This window comes from Stenotrophomonas sp. YJH_SMC_48-3 (assembly GCF_059369375.1).
This window is the reverse complement of sequence record NZ_JCAFSQ010000009.1, coordinates 37,170-53,389: the sequence shown is the minus strand read 5'-3', so window position 1 is coordinate 53,389 and position 16,220 is coordinate 37,170. Positions and strand designations below refer to the sequence as shown.

The window sequence follows — 16,220 nt, the reverse complement described above, 5'->3', positions numbered from 1 at the left end:
GGTGCTGCAAACCAACGTGGGGGGCCGGATTCTAGAGTGTTTTCATTCGCAACTGTTTGTCGCGATGCTGCGGAATGTGCGTGAACATGAATCGCAACCAACAATCCACAGATGCGCTGTGCGCGGCGTCACGCGCGCTGCGTTTGCGATGGGCAGAGGCATCGATAGCGGCACGAAGCTGGCACGCTTGAGTAGTTGCGACAACGCGTCGCAGTACGCGCTTGTATGCAGGCGCGCAGTCGTTGTGATGCATCTGCCCGCATGAAATGCTCTTCGCCTCGTCATCGAAGGCAGGAGATGAAGGAATGATCCAGCTTGAAGAAGCACGCCGTCGCGTGGAGGCTGCACTTGCCAGCGACGATGAGCCGGTTGCCATCACGCATGAGCACGAAGTGGTCGAAGGCTGGCTGTTCTGCTTCCAGTCGCTGCGCTACCTGCAATCCGGCGAAATCTCGGATGCATTGGCCGGCAATGGGCCGATCTTCGTCGACCGGCACACAGGCGAGCAGCACGCGCTGGGCACGGCGTATCCGCCCGAGGAAGTCCTTCGCCAGCATCTGGCCGCGCGCGGCCCCGCCGTTTGATGCTGCGGCGGCGGATGTCTGAGTTCGGCAACCTGAAAGGGACGGAGCCTTCGCTCCGTCCCTGCAGGATGTGCGAAATGCCGCTGCGTGATGCTCAGGTTTCGCGCAGCGCCGTGGTGATCGGCAAACGTGCCGCGCGCAGCGCCGGGAACAGGCCGCCGACCAGGCCGATGCCCAGCGCCCATTTCAGTCCGGTCCACAGCAGTTCCGGCGATACATGGAACTTGAACACCACTGCGCTGAAGTTGCTGCCGATGGTGGACACGCTGTAGCCATTGAACAGCAGCCACGCCACCGCACAGCCGAGCAGGCCACCGAGCAGCGCCAGCAGCATCGTCTCCAGCATCACTGCCGTCACCACCGGCAGGCCGCGGAAACCGATCGCGCGCATGGTGGCGATCTCGCGCGCACGGGTGGCCACTGCCGCATACATGGTGTTGAGTGCGCCGAACACTGCACCCACCGCCATGATCGTGCCGATCACCTTGCCGAGGATGTCGATCAGCTTGGTCAGCCCGCCGCCCTGCTTGCTGTAGTAGACACGGGTGGTTTCCACGTCAAGCTTCAGGCGTGGGTCGGCGGCGACTGCTGCCTTGAACTGCTCGAATCCGGCCTTGCCCTCGGTACGCACGCTGATCGACTGCCAGGCGCTGCGCTGGTAGGTGGTGGCCAGTGTATCGGCGTCGGTCCACAGCTCCGAATCGTGCGCGTCGCCGGTGGCGAATACACCCACCACGGTCCAGGTCTGGTTGCCCAGGGTCAGCGTCCTGCCCACGTCCATGTCGCGGAACTGACCCTTGGCACCCTGGCCGACCACGATCTCGCGCAGGCCGGTGGCGAACCTGCGGCCTTCGATGATCTTGACCTTGTCATGCACGGCCCAGGCCTGCGGACCGACGCCGCGGAACTGCGCGTTGACGTCGGTGCCATCGGACTTGGACACCAGGTTGACCACCTGCGACAGTTCCGGTGACAGCAACGGCCGGCCCTGCGCATCGCGGCTGATGCCGGGCAGGGTGGACAGCATCGGTACCTGCTCGCGGGTGATCACCGAGTTGGTCTCGGCCTGCGAGCCACCGCGCAGCACGATGGCGGTGGTGTCATCGCCGGTGTTGTTGAGCGTGGCCTGGAAGCCTTCGCCCATCGCCAGCATCGCCACCAGCACGCCGACCACGCCGGCAATGCCGACCACGATCACCGACGATGCGCCCCAGCGCTGAGGCAGGCTGGCCACGCCGATGCGGGTGGCGGCCAACGCCAGCCGTCCGCCGCGGGTCAGCAGCAGCCACAGCGCCACCAGCACGGCCACGGCCAGCACGCCGATCCACGGCAGGCTGATCCACAGCACCAGGCCGATCGCAAGCAGCAGCACGGTTATGCCGTTGCCCAGCCACTTCTTGAGCTTGTTCATCTGCAATCCTCCTCAGCGGCCGGCCAGTGCATCGACGATTTTCAGGCGCTTGGCACGCAGCGCGGGCAGCAGCCCCACGATGATGCCGATCACCACGATCAGGCCCAGCCCCATCAGCCAGGTTGGTGTCGGTACGTGCGGCGGCAGCATGCCCATGCTCTTCGGGCCGATCGCCGGCAGGATCAGGGCGGCCAGGCCCATGCCGAGCAGGCCGCCCAGGCCGATCAGCAGCACCGACTCCACCATCACCAGGGTCAGCACGGTGCTGTCCTTGAAGCCCAGCGTCTTCAGCGTGGCCAGTTCCGGAATGCGTTCGCGCACGGCCTGCGCCATGGTGTTGCCGGTCAGCAGCAGCAGGGTGAAGAACACCGCGCCCATGATCGAGGTGACGATCATGCCGATGTCCGCGAACTGCTTGACGAACGCCTGCTGGAATGCCGATTCGGTCTGGGTCTTGGTCTCGTGGTCGGAGTTGGCCGAGATCGCGTCGATCGCCTGTGCCACCCGCGAAGACTGGTCCGGATTGTCCAGCGTCACCGTGTACCAGCTCACCTGGTTCTTGATGTAGTCGTTGGATTCATCGAAGTACTTCCAGTTCATCATCAACTGGCGTTCTTCATTGGCGGCCAGCGCACGATCCTTGGAGCGGTAGATGCCCTTCAGCACCAGCGGCCAGTCGTTGCTGCCGCCACGCGGAAAGATCGTTGCCTGCAGCGGAATGGTATCGCCGATCTTCCAGCCGAACTGCTTGGCCAGTGTCTCGCCGACAATGGCGCCGGTGCGGGTCTGCTTCCAGTCCTCCAGCTGCGCCGGGTCGATCTGCAGCTCGCGGTACACATCGAAGTAGTTGGGCGAGACCGAGAAATTCGGGAAGAAGTTCTTCGGGTCCTGGTAGATGCCGCCGAACCACATGCCGTAGGCGACGTCGCGCACGCCGGCCACCTGCCGGACCTGGGTTTCCAGGCGGATCGGCAGCGACTGCGTGATCGACAGCCGCGAGGCTACGATCAGGCGGTTGGCGCCTTCCACGCTGCCACCGGAAGAGAACGCCACCCGCACCGAGTCGAGCATGCCGAACAGCAGGAACGCAGCCACCACCGAGAGCAGGGTGAGCAAGGTGCGGGTGCGGCTGCGGAACAGCTGTGCCCACACCAACGAGAAGTATTTCATCGCCGTGGCCTCCGTCAGTGGGCCAGCGGCGCGTCGGCCAGCTCGCCCTTGTCCAGGTGCACCGTGTGCGTGGCGTACTCGGCGGCCTTCGGGTCATGGGTGACCATGATGATGGTCTTGCCGTGCTCGCGGTTGAGCTGCTGCAGCAGGCCCAGGATCTCCTCGGCGGACTGGCGGTCGAGATCGCCGGTGGGCTCGTCGCAGATCAGGAAGGTGGGATCGGAGACGATCGCCCGGGCGATCGCCACGCGCTGCTGCTGGCCGCCGGAGAGTTCATTCGGGCGATGGCTGCGGCGGTCGGCCAGTCCGACCAGGGTCAGCGCGATCTCCGCATTGCGGCGGCGCTGCGCGGCATTGAGGTGGGTCAGCAGCAGCGGCAGCTCCACGTTCTTCTGCGCGGTCAGCATCGGCATCAGGTTATAGAACTGGAACACGAAGCCGACGTGGTGGCTGCGCCAGGTCGACAGCTGCCCGCCGCTCATCTGGTCGATGCGCTCGCCTTCGATGCTGATCTCGCCGCTGCTGGGGTTGTCCAGGCCACCGATCAGGTTGAGCAGGGTGGTCTTGCCCGAGCCGGACGGGCCCATCAGTGCGACGAAGTCGCCGCTGGCGATGTCCAGGTCGATGCCGTGCAACACCTGTACTTTCTCGGGGCCACGCTGATAGGTCTTGGTGATGTTGCGCAGTGAAACCAGGGTCGACATGGGTGGTTCTCCACGGGAGGCGGGAAACGGGGAAGCGCACCGGCGGAGGCCGCGGGCGTGCGTCGAGCGGTGCTGCCGGCGGCGCCCGCAGGCGCCAGGCCGTTACTGCGCTTGTTTCAGTTGCACCTTGGCGCCATCGCGCATGGTGTCCGGCGGGTTCACCACCACCGATTCACCTGCGCTCACGCCCTTGAGGATCTGGCGGTCCTTGCCCATCGCCTGGCCGGCCTCGACCGCGCGCTGCTGCACGCGGTTCTCGTCACCCAGCACGAAGGCCACCGATGCGCCCTCGCGCTGGACCACGGCGCCGCCGGGCACGCGCACGCCCTGCGGCGTGGCGGCCGCCTGCGGCTGCGCCTGTTCCAGGAAGCTGACCCGCACGCCCATTTCCGGCACGATGCGCGGGTCCTTCACCTTCAGTGCCACGCGCACCTTCACCGTGGCCTTGCCGCGGTCGGCGGTGGGGATGATGGCAATGACCTCGCCCGGGATCTTCCACTCCGGATAAGCATTGAGCGTGGCTTCCACCGGCATCTTCGGCTGCACGCGGCCGATGAAGGCCTCGCCGACCTCGACTTCGATCTCCAGCGAGTCCATGTCGACGATGGTGCCGATGCCGGTGCGGGTGAAGCCGCCGCCGGCCGACAGCGGCGACACGATCTCGCCGGGCTGTGCCGCCTTGGCGGTGACTACGCCAGAAAACGGCGCACGCACGATGTTGTTGTCCACGCCCAGGTCGGCGATGGCCAACTGATCGTTGGCCACCCTGACATTGCGCCGGGCGGTGTCCAGTTGCGCGCGCAGGCTGTCGCGCTGGGCCACGGCCTGGTCGTACTGCGAGCGCGAGACCAGTTGCTGGCCGACCAGCGCCTGCAGGCGGCTGGCTTCGGCGGCGGCCTGCTTCTGCTGCGCCTCCAGCCCGGCCACCTGGCTGCGTGCGGCCTGCAGCTGCGAGGCATACAGGCTGCGCTGCGCATCGGCATCGATCGGGTCCAGCGTGGCCATCACCTGGCCGGCCTCGACCCGCATGCCTTCTTCGATCATCACCTCGCGCACCTTGCCGGTGATCTTGGCCGAGACCGTGGCCATGCGCCGGGCGACCACGTAGCCACTGGCGTCGAGCACCGAACTGCTGGCGCTACCCTGCTGGATGGCCACGGCCGGCGCGGTTTCCACCTCCACGGCCGGCGCACGGCCGAACAGGAACGCCACGGCAGCGGCGATCAGCAGCACGACCACGATGGTCGCGATCCACAACCAACGGCGACCACCGCCGTTGCTGCCACCACCGGAGGCGGGCGGCGGCGACTTGCGGTCGATACGGAGTTCCTTCAACAGCTCGGCAGAAGCGTTCATTCGTTCCATCACAGGCGTTCGGGCGGGTGTGGCCGGAAGCGCGGACGGCGGCGGTTCCGGCGGTGGAGCGTGCGGCACAGCATGAAGGCAGGCACAGCGATGACGGCAGTGACAGCTGTCACCCGATGACACTGACGGCGGCAACTGCGAAATGTGACCGCGGCGGCACAGGATGGCAACGTCCCCGCTGCCGGTACCGCTCATGGATCCGACCACCCCATCGCTGGCCCGCTGCAGCGGTACCGCCAAGCGTACCGTGATCTGCGGCGGGTTGCGCCGGTGCCACCTTGCCGGCGGTGGCGCCTGCGCGCAGCCAGCCGAACTGGCATGATCGGCGGCGATCATCCCCGCCTGGAACCGCCTGTGCCGTCCACCTGGCTTGCCTCCCTGCTGCGCCCCGCGCCGGACTCGGCGGTGGCCGAGACGCTGCGCCGGGGAAAATCACCCTGGAGCGAGGCGATCCACCTGCTGTGGTCGGTGTGGATCTTCCTGACGCCCTTGCTCGGCCATGGCTTCACCCTGCGCTGGCTGCTGCTTACAGTGGCCAGCTATCCGGTGTTCCTGCTGCTGTACGCCAAGGTGATGGTGGCGCCACGCCATCACGCGCCGCGCTATGCCCTGGGCCTGATCGGGATGTCGCTGGTGCTGCTGCCGTGGTACCCGTCCGGGTTGACCTACTTCGTGTTCGGCTGCGTGCTGCTGCGGGTGAGCGGACGCGGTGGCTGGTGGCAGTACCTGCTGCAGCTCACTGGCCTGAACCTCCTGTTCTGCGGCCTCGCACTGCTGTTCCAGTACCCGTGGCAGAGCCTGGTCTGGATCCCCGCCGTGTCCTATATCGTCGGGTTGGTCGTGAACGTGGAGGCACTCAACCAGCAGAAGGATGCGGCACTGCAGCTGTCGCAGGACGAGGTGCGGCGGCTCGCAGCCACCGCCGAGCGCGAACGCATCGGCCGCGACCTGCACGACCTGCTCGGCCACACTCTGTCGTTGATCACGTTGAAGCTGGAACTGGCCCGCAAGCTGCACGATCGTGGCGACGCGCGGGCGCGGCAGGAAATCGGCGAAGCCGAGGACATTGCCCGCGAAGCGCTGGCGCAGGTGCGCAGCGCGGTCACCGGTATCCGCGCCAGTGACCTGGCCGGTGAGCTGGCGTCGGCGCGGCTGCTGCTGGAGTGCCAGCAGGTCCACCTTCAATACGCACCACCACCGGCGATGCCGGTGGATGTCGAACGCGGGCTGGCGCTGGTGCTGCGCGAGGCCGCGACCAACATCGTGCGCCATGCACAGGCGACACAGGCACGGGTGGAATTCATGCTGGAAGGACGCATGCTGGCGATGCAGATCCGCGATGATGGTCGTGGCGGTGTGCAGGCCGAGGGCAACGGGTTGTGCGGCATGCGCGAACGCGTGGCCGCCCTGGGGGGCAACCTTCAGGTTCAGTCCGCAAAGGGCGAGGGCACGCTGCTGACCGTGCGCGTGCCACTGGCTGCTGCGACCACACCGTTGCCGCCAGGCACGCCGTCGTCGCTGGTGCAGGACGGTGCCGCATGATCCGCATCCTGCTGGCCGAGGACCAGGCGATGGTGCGCGGCGCACTGTCGGCGCTGCTGGGGTTGGAGCCTGATATCGAGGTGCTGGGCAGCGCCGCCGACGGCGAAACCGCGTGGCGCATGCTGCAGCAGCTGAAGCCGGACATCCTGGTCACCGACATCGAGATGCCGGGCCTGTCCGGGCTGGAGCTGGCGCAGCGCATCGCCCGCCATGAGCTGCCGATCAAGGTGGTGATCGTAACCACCTTCGCACGCGCCGGTTTCCTGCGCCGCGCGCTGGAGGCGGGCGTGCTGGGCTACCTGCTGAAGGACGCACCGGCCGAGAACCTGGCCGATGCACTGCGCAAGGTGAAACAGGGCATCCGTGCGATCGACCCGCAGCTGGCACTGGATGCGTGGTCGCAGGCCGATCCGCTGACCGACCGCGAGCGCCGTGTGCTGCGTCTGGCAGGGGAGGGCCGAACCGCCAGCGAGATTGCCGAGCAGCTGGGGTTGTCGCACGGTACGGTGCGCAATTACCTGTCCGAGTGCATCGGCAAGCTGGGTGTGGCCAACCGGATTGAGGCCTATCGGCTGGCGCGACAGAAGGGGTGGTTGTAGCGGCGGCCTGCTTTTCCCGGTGATGTCATTTCCGCGACCGCGGGTGGGTGTCACTTTCTTTGCTCGTGCAAAGAAAGTAACCAAAGAAACACGCCGCCAGAGCGCGAGCCGGCGCTGCGCACCGGTCCCCTGTGCTTCTCGGTGAATCAGGGGACGGCGCCGAACTCGCTACGCTCAGACATCGGCGCCTCTGCGCCCCTGATTCCCCTGCGATGCTCGGCTCGCTAGAAGGCGGACCCAACGTCAAAGGCACAGCTGCACCCAGTAGATCCACGCCATGCGTGGATGCTCTAGCTGTTGATCTTGCCCTTCCAGTCCGCCTTGAGCGAGCCGAGCACCGCAGGTCCGGCGAGGGCGAAGAGGCGCCGGTGTTTGAGCGTAGCGAGTTCGGCGCCGTCCCCTGATTCACCGAGAAGCACAGGGCACCGGTGCGCAGCACCGGCTCGCGCTCTGGCGGCGCGTTTCTTTTGGTTACTTTTCTTTTCGCGCGAAAAGAAAAGTGACACCCCACCGCAGGCGCGGAAACGATCCGCCGGGCATGGCCCGGCGCTACTCATGCGTGGGCGCAGAGGAGCTCGCTCTCAATCCTTCCCGCGCGCCATCGCCTGGAACACCCCATCGCGCCGCACCCACAGGTGGAACAGCGCCGCACCCACGTGCATCAGCACCGTTGCGAACAGCACGTAGGCCAGCAGACTGTGCGCATTACGCAACGCGGCGTACAGCGCCGGTGTGTGTGGCACGATCGGCGGCAGGTGCAGGCCGCCCCACAGCACGATCGGGTAACCGCCTGCCGACAGCATCGCCCAGCCGATCAACGGCATCGCCAGCATCAGCGCATACAACATCCAGTGCGAGGCCTTGGCCGCCAGCACCTGCCAGGCGGGCAGGTCGGAAGGCAGCGGCGGCGGGCGATGGCGCAGCCGGTTGTACAGGCGCAGCAGCACCAGCACCAGGATGGCGATGCCCAGCGGGCGGTGCAGGTCGATCAGCATTGGCCGCAGGTGCAGTGAGGCGACCATGGTCACGCCGATGAACAGCATGGCGATGATCATCAGTGCCATGGACCAGTGCAGCACCCGCGCCAGCAGGTTGAAGTGGCCGTTGCCGATGCTCATCGTGCGGCCTCCTTCGGTTGTTCGACGTTGCCGGTGGCGCGCTCGCGTTCGCGGCGGTTGAAGGACTGCGAATACACCGCCGAGCGGGCGGCCAGGATCGGATCGTCACTGCCGCGCACGCCGCTGGGCAGGATCAGCGGATCGAAGTTGATCTGACCGCAGGCACCCTGTTCCTGCGACTGCATGCGGTCCACGCTGAGTACGCCGGCCACTACCTGGTCACGCGACTCGGGCCATGGCACCGACGGATCATCGATGGCATCGCCGGGCTCGGCGGTGGTCACGACCAGGTTCCAGCGCACCGGGCCGTTGGCCAGGCGCTGCTGCAGTTCCTGGCTGAGGAAATCGACGCTGGCCTGCTTGCGCGTTTCCGCATCCATCTCCACCACCGGCGCCTGCGGCTGCCAGCGCCAGCGCACCGCGCGCTTCTGGCCCTGCGCATTGGTGAACCAGAAGCTGTTGACGCTGTTGAAGGTGGTGTCGGCCCAGCTGCTGGTCCACGGCGCCGTCCTGGCCCACTGCTGGAAGGCCTGCGCACTGGGGTACTTCGCCAGCACCGCAGCCATCTTCTGCGGGTCGGGCTTGCCGGTGGCCGGGTCGGGAATGGAAGCGCGGGTCTGCTCGTAGAACGCCTCGGCGCTGGGCACCGCGAAGAACGGGAAGCTGTTCATCGCCATGCGCCATTCCTGCCCATCATCGCTGACCATCTGCACCGCGAGGCTGCGCACGCGTGCAGTGTTGTCGGCGCCGTACGGGTCGCCGCCGCCGATCGACAGGCGGCCCATCACCGGCACGCGGCGCTGCGAGAACACCCGTGCACTGGACAGGGTGCGGGCCTGCGCACTGGGTTCGAACCAGCCGCTCACGCAGATGCCCTTGCTGTGCGCGCGGCGGAAGCCCGGGTGGGCCGGGCCGGTGGCCTCGATGGTATCGGTGAAGCGCTGCGCGGTGAGGCGGTTTCCAATCCAGCCGGCCAGCCAGGCGAAGGCCAGCGCGACGGCACCCAGAATGAGCGCGATCAGTGCGATCCAGAGCAGCGGCGAATGCCTGCGCGGTGCGCCCGCCGTCTGGCCGGCACGGGTGTAGCGGAAGAGCGACATGGTCGGAGTCCTGCCTTCACGGAGCGTGTGGGTGGTCGACCCACACATCCTCGCAGAACCCTTCCAGGCCCGGTATTCAAATTTTCGTCAAGTTTGCCGGGGACGGCGTGCCGACCAAGGTCGGCACCCACCCGATCAGCTGTAGCGCGCCTTCAGCATCGCCCACGCCGAGCGCAACGCCAGCGCTTCGCCACCGGCCGGACGGCCCGGGCGTTCGCCGTCGTTCCAGGCGTACACGTCCAGGTGCGCCCAGCGCTGGCCGTCTTCCAGGAAGCGTTCCAGGTACAGCGCGGCGGTCACCGAGCCGGCCATGCGCGAACCGGCGTTGGCCAGGTCGGCGATGCCGCTGCTCAGGTAGCGCAGGTAGGGGCGCCACAGCGGCATCCGCCAGACCGGGTCGCGGGTCGCGTCACCGGCCTGCAGCCACTGCTGGGCCACCGTGTCATCGTTGCTGAAGAGCGCTGGCAGATCCGGGCCCAGTGCGATGCGCGCGGCACCGGTGAGGGTGGCGAAGTCCAGCACCAGGTCCGGCTTCTGCTCACCGGCGAAGGTCAATGCGTCGCACAGGATCACGCGGCCTTCGGCGTCGGTGTTGTCGATCTCCACGCTCAGGCCCTTGCGGGTGGCGATCACTTCACCCGGGCGGAACGCCTCCGGACCGATCGCGTTTTCCACCGCCGGCACCAGCAGGGTCAAACGTACCGGCAGCCCGCGTGCCATCACCAGGCCGGCCAGGGCCAGCGCATGCGCGGCGCCGCCCATGTCCTTCTTCATGTTGCGCATGCCGTCGGCCGGCTTGATGTCCAGGCCGCCGGTGTCGAAGCAGACGCCCTTGCCGACCAGCACCAGCGACGGATCGGTGTCCTTGCCCCAGCGCAGCACCACCAGACGCGGCGCGCGGTGCGATGCGCGGCCCACGGCGTGGATGGCCGGGAAGTTGTGCTTCAGCAGTTCGTCACCGGTGATCGCCTCGACCTGCGCGCCGTGCGCAGCGGCCAGGGCGCGGGCAGCGTCTTCCAGCTGCTGCGGGCCCATATCTTCGGTGGGAGTGTTGACCCAGTCACGCACGCGCAGGCTGGCGGTGATCAGGTCGGCCACCTCGCCGGTCGGCGCGGCTACCAGTTGCGCCGGTGCGCGGTGGCGCTTGCGGTAGCGGTCGAAGCGGTAGCTGCCCAAGCCCCAGCCCAGCTGCAGCAGCGCCTGTTCGGCGGCCGGCAGTTCGTTGGCCAGCTGCCACACGCTGCCTTCCGGCAGGGCGTGCGGGGCATGCGAATAGCTGTAGGCATCGGCGCGATCACCCACACCGATCACCGCTCCGGACAGGCCATCGGCGCCGGGCAGCAACGCCGTGGTGAAGGCACCGGCGGTGAAGCCCTGCGATGCCAGCCAGGCCTGGGTGGCGGCCGGTTGGCCGTCCTTCCAGGCGGCGAACTGCTCGCGGTCCAGCACGTACAGCGGCAGCGCTGCGGCGGTGTCGGCAGTGAAACCAGTGATCTCGCTCATGCGTCAGGTACTCCGGAGTGCGGCGGCGTCGAGGTTGGCATCCAACCAGTCGGCCAGGCCGGTGAGGGTGTCGAACTGCAGGTCCGGCTGCAGCTGCGGATGGGTCCAGGTGGCTGCCTCGCGGTTGATCCAGCACCCGCGCAGGCCGGCGGCAATCGCCCCGGCCACGTCCATGTCGGCATGATCGCCGACGTGCAGTACCTGTGCCGGCGCGACACCCAGTCGGGTGCAGGCAGCGTGGAAGATGCTGGCTTCGGGCTTGGCCGCGCCATGCTCGCGCGCACCCAGCTGGAAGGCGAAATGATGGGCCAGGCCGACCCGTTCCAGGTCGGCATTGCCATTGCTCAGCGCCGCCACCGGAACCCGCGCGGCAATCCGTGCCAGTGCATCGATCGCATCGGGATAGCACTCCACCTGGTTGCGTGCGGCGTAGAACACTTCATACGCAGGCTCCAGCAGATCGAGGCTGGCACCGCTGGTGTGCAGTGCTTCGTGCAGGGTCAGCCGGCGCAGCGCACTCAGGTCGTGGTGGAGGTGCGGATGGGCGTGGTACAGCCGCTCGCGCAGTTCGCGCATCGCCTCCACCGGATACATCGCGGCGGTAGCGGGGCTGTGTTCGCACATCCAGGTGTGCAGGACCTGTTCGATGCGGGCGCCGATCGGAGCGAACGGCCACAGCGTGTCGTCAAGGTCGAGGGTGATGGCTTGGACGGGGAAATTCACCCCGCCATTCTACCCCTGCCCGCGCGGGCTTTCATTCCAGCAGGCGTGCCCAGCCCTGCATGCCGTCCAGGCGTGCCAGCACCAGCTTGATGCACACCAGCAGCGGCACCGCCAGCAGCAGCCCGATCATGCCCCAGGCCCAGCCGAACACCATCAGCGCCAGGATCAGCACCAGCGGCGACAGCTTCATCCGACGGCCCAGCACGATCGGGGTCACCATCTGCCCTTCCAGTGTGTGCAGGCCCAGGTAGGCGGCTGCGGGCAGCAGGGCCTGCAGCGGGTCGCGGAACTCGACGAAGCCCATCAACAGCATCAGCGCCACGCCGATCAGCGGACCCACATACGGCGCAAAATTCAGCAGCGCGGCCACCGTGCCCCACAGCAGCGCTTCCTGCAGGCCGATACCGAGCAGCATCAGCACGCCGGCGAACACCAGCCCGACCAAGGTGTTGATGACGGTGATGGTCAGCACGTAACGCGAGACCTCGCGTTCGATCGAACGCAGGATGTCGGTAGTGAAGCGCTGCTGCTGGCGGTTGGGGAACAGGGCGATCGCCGCGCGCTGCAGGCTCTGCCCGTAGATCATGAAGAACAGCGTCAGCAGCACCACGGCCAACACCGAGGCAGCCAGCCGCGGTGCACGGGTCAGCATGCGGTAGGGGTCGTCGAGCTGGGTGCGGATCACCTGCACCTTGTGGTTGCTGTCACCGCCGGCCACACGGGCGAAGTTTTCCGCCGCCTGGTTGGCCTGCTGCACCGGCTTGGTCAGGTTCTGCACCTGGCGGGCGACCTTGCGCAGCTGCTGCGGTGCTTCCTGCGCCCATTCCATCGCCGGTCCGATCAGCTGCACGGCCAGCGAACCGGTCACGCCCAGGCCCGCACCGAGGATCAACAGCGCGCCCAGCGCGCGCGGAATCCACAGCTTCTGCAGCAGGCGCAGGATGGGATTGCCGACCAGCGCGAAGAACATCGCAAGCAGCACCGGCAGGATGATGTCCTGCGCCGCCCATAGCGTATAGCCCACGGCCAGGGTCGCCAGCACAACCAGCGACATCGGTCCGCGTGGGCGCGACGGGGGCGGCAGCGGTGCCTCGGATGCGTCGTGGCCGGCCGGTGACGGGGACAGGGAGGACTCGCTCATCGACGCATCAGCCGGAAAGGGGAGCGCATTATCCGCCGGCCGCGACCGGCGCGGCGGATTCCAGGGATCAACGTTCGGACAGCTCGGTGGCCGCCTCGGCCGGGCGCGGTTCGCGCAGGTCCGGTTCCGGCTCCGGCTCCGGCACAGCTCGCGCTGCCGCTGCGGGCCGTGCTTCAGCGGCGGAGGCCGCTGCGTGTGCCTGTTCGCTGGCATCGCCGGCTTCTTCGGCCGCATCGTCGGCGGTGGCCGCCGCCTGCGCCGCCATCGCCGTGGCGAACGCCGCCTGCGCACTGGCGAACAGGTTCGAGACCGAACCCACCATCTGCAGCCAGCGCGCACCGTTGACCTTGCCCGGCATTTCCAGCTTGCCGGCAATGAAGCCACCGGCCAGGCCCACTACCACGATGCGTAGTGGCGACCAGCCCTGGCGCCAGACCTGGCCGAGCGTGGACCAGTGGTCCTGGGTCTCGACCAGACGCACGGTTACCACCTGTTCGCAGCGCTTCACCCGACGCTGCAGCGCACCGAACTTCATGGCTTGCCCTCTGGCAGCTCCACATCGGCATCGGGGTCGTCTTCGCTGGGCTCGTCGAACAGGCCCAGGCGGGACAGCTGGCGCCGGGTGGCGTGCATGCCGGTGTGGTGGAAGAAGTAGGACACCCGCCAGATCGCATAACCGGTGACGGCCAGGCTCAGCAGCGAGGTGATCAGCAGTGCCTGCAGCCAGCTCAGGCCCCAGCTTTGCAGCAGCGCGATAAGGGTGGCGGCCATCAGCAGCCAGGCCGACGCACCAAATACGATCGCTACGCCGGCCCAAGCCAGCGCGCGGCCGAAGGCACTGCGTGCCAGCGCGAAGTCGGCCGAGGCCAACCGGCGCAGCGAACGCAGCGAGTGCTTGGCCGAGTTGGCAGCGGCACGACCGGCCGCGCCGACCTGGCGGATGCTCTCATCCAGCGGCGGGGTAGCCGCCGGATCAGGGGCTTGCGCGTTGTCTTCGCTCACGCCGCGGCTTACTTGTCGCTGCTGCCGCGGGCCAGCTTGGCGATGATCCAGCCGGCCGCGAAGGCAACACCGAACGAGGCCAGCGGACGCTCACGGATCAATTCGGCGGCGCTGTCGATCAGGTCCTTGCCCTTGTCCATCAGCGCATCGACCTGCTCCTTGGCGGCGGCACCACCAAACTCGGCAGCGGCCAGGCCGGACAGTGCACTGTCGGACAGTTCAGCCTTGACGTTGGCCTTGCCGATGCGCAGTTCGTCGGTCGCGGCACCGGTGGCGCCCTTGATCGCACCGCCGGCGGCGCTGGCGGCCTGCTTCAGGTGGGAACCGGCTTCACCCAGGTGTTCCTTCAGGTTCTCGGTATTGGTGGGGCTCATCGAATCACTCCTGTTGCGATGGGGGAACGGCGTCGGCGGTGCCGACCTGGACTGACAGCAATAGCATTGCCGGGGTATAGGGGGTGTTACGGCAGGGCGATCAGCGCATCACGAGCTGGCCCTGCTGCTGGCCGTTGTTGCGCAGCACGCGCACCACCAGGGTCGGCGGGCGTTGCTGGAAGTTGGCGCGCCAACTGGCCAGGTCGGCGAATTCGCCCACGGTGGCGTCGGTGATGATGTCGCCCTGCTGCAGGCCGTTGCTGGCAGCGCGGCTGCCGCGCTTGACCTCGCTGACCAGCACGCCGCCGACACCGGATTGGCGCAGTGACTCGGGCAGGTCGACGAAGGTCGCGCCGGTCAGGCGCGGGTCCAGGCTCTCACCGGTGACCGCGCGCGCCTGTTCCTTCAGTGTCGCCTTGATCTGCAGTAGCTTGCCTTCGCGGCGTACGTCCAGCGTCATCGCGCTGCCGACGGCCGCCAGGCCTTCCACGTTGTGCAGGGCTTCGGCGCTGTCCACGCGCTGGCCGTTGGCCGACACCACCACGTCGCCCGGCTTCAGCCCGGCTGCGGCGGCGGCCGAGCCGGCCAGCACGCGGGTGATCAGCGCACCGCGGGTTTCGCCCAGGCCCAGGCCCTGCGCGATCTGCGCGGTCAGGTTCTGGCTTTCCACGCCCAGCGTGCCGCGCACCACCACGCCGTGCTTGACCAGCTGGTCGACCACGCTGCGCGCCAGGTTGGAAGGAATCGCCAGGCCCAGGCCGATGTTGCCGGCCATGCTGCCCTGCGGGTTGAAGCTGGCGGTATTGATGCCGACCAGCTGGCCCTGCAGGTCGACCAGCGCGCCACCGGAGTTGCCCGGATTGATCGACGCATCGGTCTGGATGAAGTTCTGGTAGCCCAGCCCGCGGATGCCGCTGCGGCCCACCGCCGAAACGATACCCGAGGTAACGGTCTGGCTGAAGCCGAACGGGTTGCCGATGGCCACCACGAAGTCGCCTACGCGCAGCTGGTCGCTGTTGCCGAGCTTGATGTCGGTCAGGTTCTGCGCCGGGATGCGGATCAGCGCGATGTCGGTATCGCGGTCCGAGCCGAGGAACTCGGCCTTGACCGTGCGCCCGTCCGCCAGTGTCACCTGTACGTCATCGGCGTTGTCGATGACATGGTGGTTGGTCAGCACCAGCCCCTCCTTGGCGTCGATGATCACGCCCGAGCCCAGCGATTCGTTGATGCGTTCCTGTGGGATATCCGGGAACAGGCGGCGGAAGAACGGGTCGTTGAAGAAGGGGTTGCGCACGCGCACCACCTGCTTGGTGTTGACACTGACCACCGCCGGCATTGCCTTTTCCAGCATCGGTGCCAGCGACGGCACCGCCTGACCGGCCACCGAAGCCGGCAAGGCCGCCGTGGTCGGCAACACCGCCGGCAGCGGCGCGGCGTCGGCACGGTTGTCCAGGTGGGCATTGATGCCGGTGGCAACGAAGCCACCGAAGGCGGCGGCGATTGCGAGCGTGAGCAGGGTAGGAAGCGGTCGCATGGGAGTCGGTTCGCTGGCGTGGGTGGGGGCGGTACGGCCCTACGGTAAAACAAGCTGAATGAGTGTGTCGCGATCTGGATAAATGCGCCATGAAAACCGGCGCCCGGAACGTGGGTCGGCATCGCCATCTGTGGGGCGGTACCGACAGCATAGGGCGTGCTTCTCAACGTGCCGACGTCTGCCGAAGCGCATGTGGATACAGGCCGATACTTGCGCAGTTCTGCGCATCCTGGTGCCGCGATGCGCCATATCGCACGCCTTTCGCTGTATTCGGACTTGTGCACGCAGGCAGCACCTGCCGCTACCCGGATCGTGCGGCGCAGCACTGAAAAAAAGGGGTTTCCTGTCAA

Annotated in this window: 17 protein-coding genes; 4 read left to right on the top strand and 13 right to left on the bottom strand. The window is 67.4% G+C overall.

All coding sequences use genetic code 11. The features are described 5' to 3' along the window. Window positions 1-305 precede the first annotated feature (305 nt). Window positions 306-584 carry a YrhB domain-containing protein gene (locus tag AC5P65_RS14795; protein ID WP_019661820.1) on the top strand — a complete coding sequence of 93 codons (279 nt, stop codon included), beginning with the start codon at window positions 306-308 and terminating at the stop codon, window positions 582-584. Window positions 585-678: 94 nt separating this feature from the next. Here the strand turns inward: AC5P65_RS14795 and AC5P65_RS14790 are convergent, their stop codons facing one another. From AC5P65_RS14790 to AC5P65_RS14775, 4 genes are all read right to left on the bottom strand, one after another. Continuing rightward, the gene (locus AC5P65_RS14790) at window positions 679-1,995 is read right to left on the bottom strand and encodes an ABC transporter permease (protein WP_021203845.1); all 1,317 of its coding nucleotides are present in this window, start codon (window positions 1,993-1,995) and stop codon (window positions 679-681) included. Window positions 1,996-2,007: 12 nt separating this feature from the next. Next, entirely contained in the window at window positions 2,008-3,165 is a 1,158-nt protein-coding gene (locus tag AC5P65_RS14785) for an ABC transporter permease (RefSeq protein WP_180832819.1), read from the bottom strand. A 14-nt stretch (window positions 3,166-3,179) separates the two neighbouring features. After that, complete coding sequence (locus AC5P65_RS14780; RefSeq protein WP_065199676.1) at window positions 3,180-3,869, bottom strand: ABC transporter ATP-binding protein; 690 nt, start codon at window positions 3,867-3,869, stop codon at window positions 3,180-3,182. Window positions 3,870-3,971: 102 nt separating this feature from the next. Then, window positions 3,972-5,225, bottom strand: a complete 1,254-nt coding sequence (locus AC5P65_RS14775) for an efflux RND transporter periplasmic adaptor subunit (protein ID WP_180832818.1) — start codon at window positions 5,223-5,225, stop codon at window positions 3,972-3,974. 202 nt (window positions 5,226-5,427) lie between these two features. Between AC5P65_RS14775 and AC5P65_RS14770 the strand changes: the two genes are divergently transcribed. Genes AC5P65_RS14770 through AC5P65_RS14760 form a run of 3 tightly spaced genes read left to right on the top strand, consistent with a single transcriptional unit; the run spans window position 5,428 to window position 7,375 of the window. After that, window positions 5,428-5,556 (top strand): hypothetical protein, encoded by a 129-nt coding sequence (locus AC5P65_RS14770; RefSeq protein WP_021203848.1) that lies wholly within the window; start codon window positions 5,428-5,430, stop codon window positions 5,554-5,556. Next, on the top strand, window positions 5,553-6,776 hold the full coding sequence (locus tag AC5P65_RS14765) for a sensor histidine kinase (RefSeq protein WP_021203849.1): 1,224 nt from the start codon (window positions 5,553-5,555) through the stop codon (window positions 6,774-6,776). Before AC5P65_RS14770 ends, AC5P65_RS14765 begins: the two co-directional genes overlap by 4 nt. Beyond that, entirely contained in the window at window positions 6,773-7,375 is a 603-nt protein-coding gene (locus AC5P65_RS14760; RefSeq protein ID WP_058979816.1) for a response regulator transcription factor, read from the top strand. Before AC5P65_RS14765 ends, AC5P65_RS14760 begins: the two co-directional genes overlap by 4 nt. A 581-nt stretch (window positions 7,376-7,956) precedes the next feature. Here the strand turns inward: AC5P65_RS14760 and AC5P65_RS14755 are convergent. The 9 genes from AC5P65_RS14755 to AC5P65_RS14715 form a co-directional block, all read right to left on the bottom strand. Then, on the bottom strand, window positions 7,957-8,493 hold the full coding sequence (locus AC5P65_RS14755) for a cytochrome b (RefSeq protein WP_019661813.1): 537 nt from the start codon (window positions 8,491-8,493) through the stop codon (window positions 7,957-7,959). Continuing rightward, window positions 8,490-9,593 (bottom strand): catalase, encoded by a 1,104-nt coding sequence (locus AC5P65_RS14750; RefSeq protein ID WP_197575448.1) that lies wholly within the window; start codon window positions 9,591-9,593, stop codon window positions 8,490-8,492. Before AC5P65_RS14750 ends, AC5P65_RS14755 begins: the two co-directional genes overlap by 4 nt. A gap of 135 nt (window positions 9,594-9,728) precedes the next feature. Continuing rightward, complete coding sequence (locus AC5P65_RS14745) at window positions 9,729-11,096, bottom strand: leucyl aminopeptidase family protein (RefSeq protein ID WP_021204734.1); 1,368 nt, start codon at window positions 11,094-11,096, stop codon at window positions 9,729-9,731. Window positions 11,097-11,099: 3 nt separating this feature from the next. Further along, window positions 11,100-11,819 carry an HAD family hydrolase gene (locus AC5P65_RS14740; RefSeq protein WP_111101779.1) on the bottom strand — a complete coding sequence of 240 codons (720 nt, stop codon included), beginning with the start codon at window positions 11,817-11,819 and terminating at the stop codon, window positions 11,100-11,102. A gap of 31 nt (window positions 11,820-11,850) precedes the next feature. Next, window positions 11,851-12,960 carry an AI-2E family transporter gene (locus tag AC5P65_RS14735; protein WP_111101780.1) on the bottom strand — a complete coding sequence of 370 codons (1,110 nt, stop codon included), beginning with the start codon at window positions 12,958-12,960 and terminating at the stop codon, window positions 11,851-11,853. Between the two features lie 67 nt (window positions 12,961-13,027). Continuing rightward, window positions 13,028-13,495: a hypothetical protein gene (locus AC5P65_RS14730; RefSeq protein ID WP_021204736.1), complete on the bottom strand. Its 468-nt coding sequence runs from the start codon at window positions 13,493-13,495 to the stop codon at window positions 13,028-13,030. Next, the gene (locus AC5P65_RS14725) at window positions 13,492-13,962 is read right to left on the bottom strand and encodes a phage holin family protein (RefSeq protein ID WP_180832816.1); all 471 of its coding nucleotides are present in this window, start codon (window positions 13,960-13,962) and stop codon (window positions 13,492-13,494) included. The genes AC5P65_RS14730 and AC5P65_RS14725 overlap by 4 nt, the downstream gene beginning before the upstream one ends. 8 nt (window positions 13,963-13,970) lie before the next feature. Further along, window positions 13,971-14,336, bottom strand: coding sequence for a hypothetical protein (locus AC5P65_RS14720; RefSeq protein ID WP_010486932.1), 366 nt, complete (start codon window positions 14,334-14,336; stop codon window positions 13,971-13,973). Between the two features lie 100 nt (window positions 14,337-14,436). Further along, the gene (locus tag AC5P65_RS14715; protein ID WP_180832815.1) at window positions 14,437-15,870 is read right to left on the bottom strand and encodes a Do family serine endopeptidase; all 1,434 of its coding nucleotides are present in this window, start codon (window positions 15,868-15,870) and stop codon (window positions 14,437-14,439) included. Window positions 15,871-16,220: the final 350 nt, after the last annotated feature.

Excerpts from the sequence above, each read along its gene's own strand:
- AC5P65_RS14795 (WP_019661820.1), top strand. The coding sequence starts at position 306 with ATGATCCAGCTTGAAGAAGCACGCCGTCGCGTGGAGGCTGCACTTGCC.
- AC5P65_RS14790 (WP_021203845.1), bottom strand. The coding sequence starts at position 1,995 with ATGAACAAGCTCAAGAAGTGGCTGGGCAACGGCATAACCGTGCTGCTG.
- AC5P65_RS14785 (WP_180832819.1), bottom strand. The coding sequence starts at position 3,165 with ATGAAATACTTCTCGTTGGTGTGGGCACAGCTGTTCCGCAGCCGCACC.
- AC5P65_RS14780 (WP_065199676.1), bottom strand. The coding sequence starts at position 3,869 with ATGTCGACCCTGGTTTCACTGCGCAACATCACCAAGACCTATCAGCGT.
- AC5P65_RS14775 (WP_180832818.1), bottom strand. The coding sequence starts at position 5,225 with ATGAACGCTTCTGCCGAGCTGTTGAAGGAACTCCGTATCGACCGCAAG.
- AC5P65_RS14770 (WP_021203848.1), top strand. The coding sequence starts at position 5,428 with ATGGATCCGACCACCCCATCGCTGGCCCGCTGCAGCGGTACCGCCAAG.
- AC5P65_RS14765 (WP_021203849.1), top strand. The coding sequence starts at position 5,553 with ATGATCGGCGGCGATCATCCCCGCCTGGAACCGCCTGTGCCGTCCACC.
- AC5P65_RS14760 (WP_058979816.1), top strand. The coding sequence starts at position 6,773 with ATGATCCGCATCCTGCTGGCCGAGGACCAGGCGATGGTGCGCGGCGCA.
- AC5P65_RS14755 (WP_019661813.1), bottom strand. The coding sequence starts at position 8,493 with ATGAGCATCGGCAACGGCCACTTCAACCTGCTGGCGCGGGTGCTGCAC.
- AC5P65_RS14750 (WP_197575448.1), bottom strand. The coding sequence starts at position 9,593 with ATGTCGCTCTTCCGCTACACCCGTGCCGGCCAGACGGCGGGCGCACCG.
- AC5P65_RS14745 (WP_021204734.1), bottom strand. The coding sequence starts at position 11,096 with ATGAGCGAGATCACTGGTTTCACTGCCGACACCGCCGCAGCGCTGCCG.
- AC5P65_RS14735 (WP_111101780.1), bottom strand. The coding sequence starts at position 12,960 with ATGAGCGAGTCCTCCCTGTCCCCGTCACCGGCCGGCCACGACGCATCC.
- AC5P65_RS14730 (WP_021204736.1), bottom strand. The coding sequence starts at position 13,495 with ATGAAGTTCGGTGCGCTGCAGCGTCGGGTGAAGCGCTGCGAACAGGTG.
- AC5P65_RS14720 (WP_010486932.1), bottom strand. The coding sequence starts at position 14,336 with ATGAGCCCCACCAATACCGAGAACCTGAAGGAACACCTGGGTGAAGCC.
- AC5P65_RS14715 (WP_180832815.1), bottom strand. The coding sequence starts at position 15,870 with ATGCGACCGCTTCCTACCCTGCTCACGCTCGCAATCGCCGCCGCCTTC.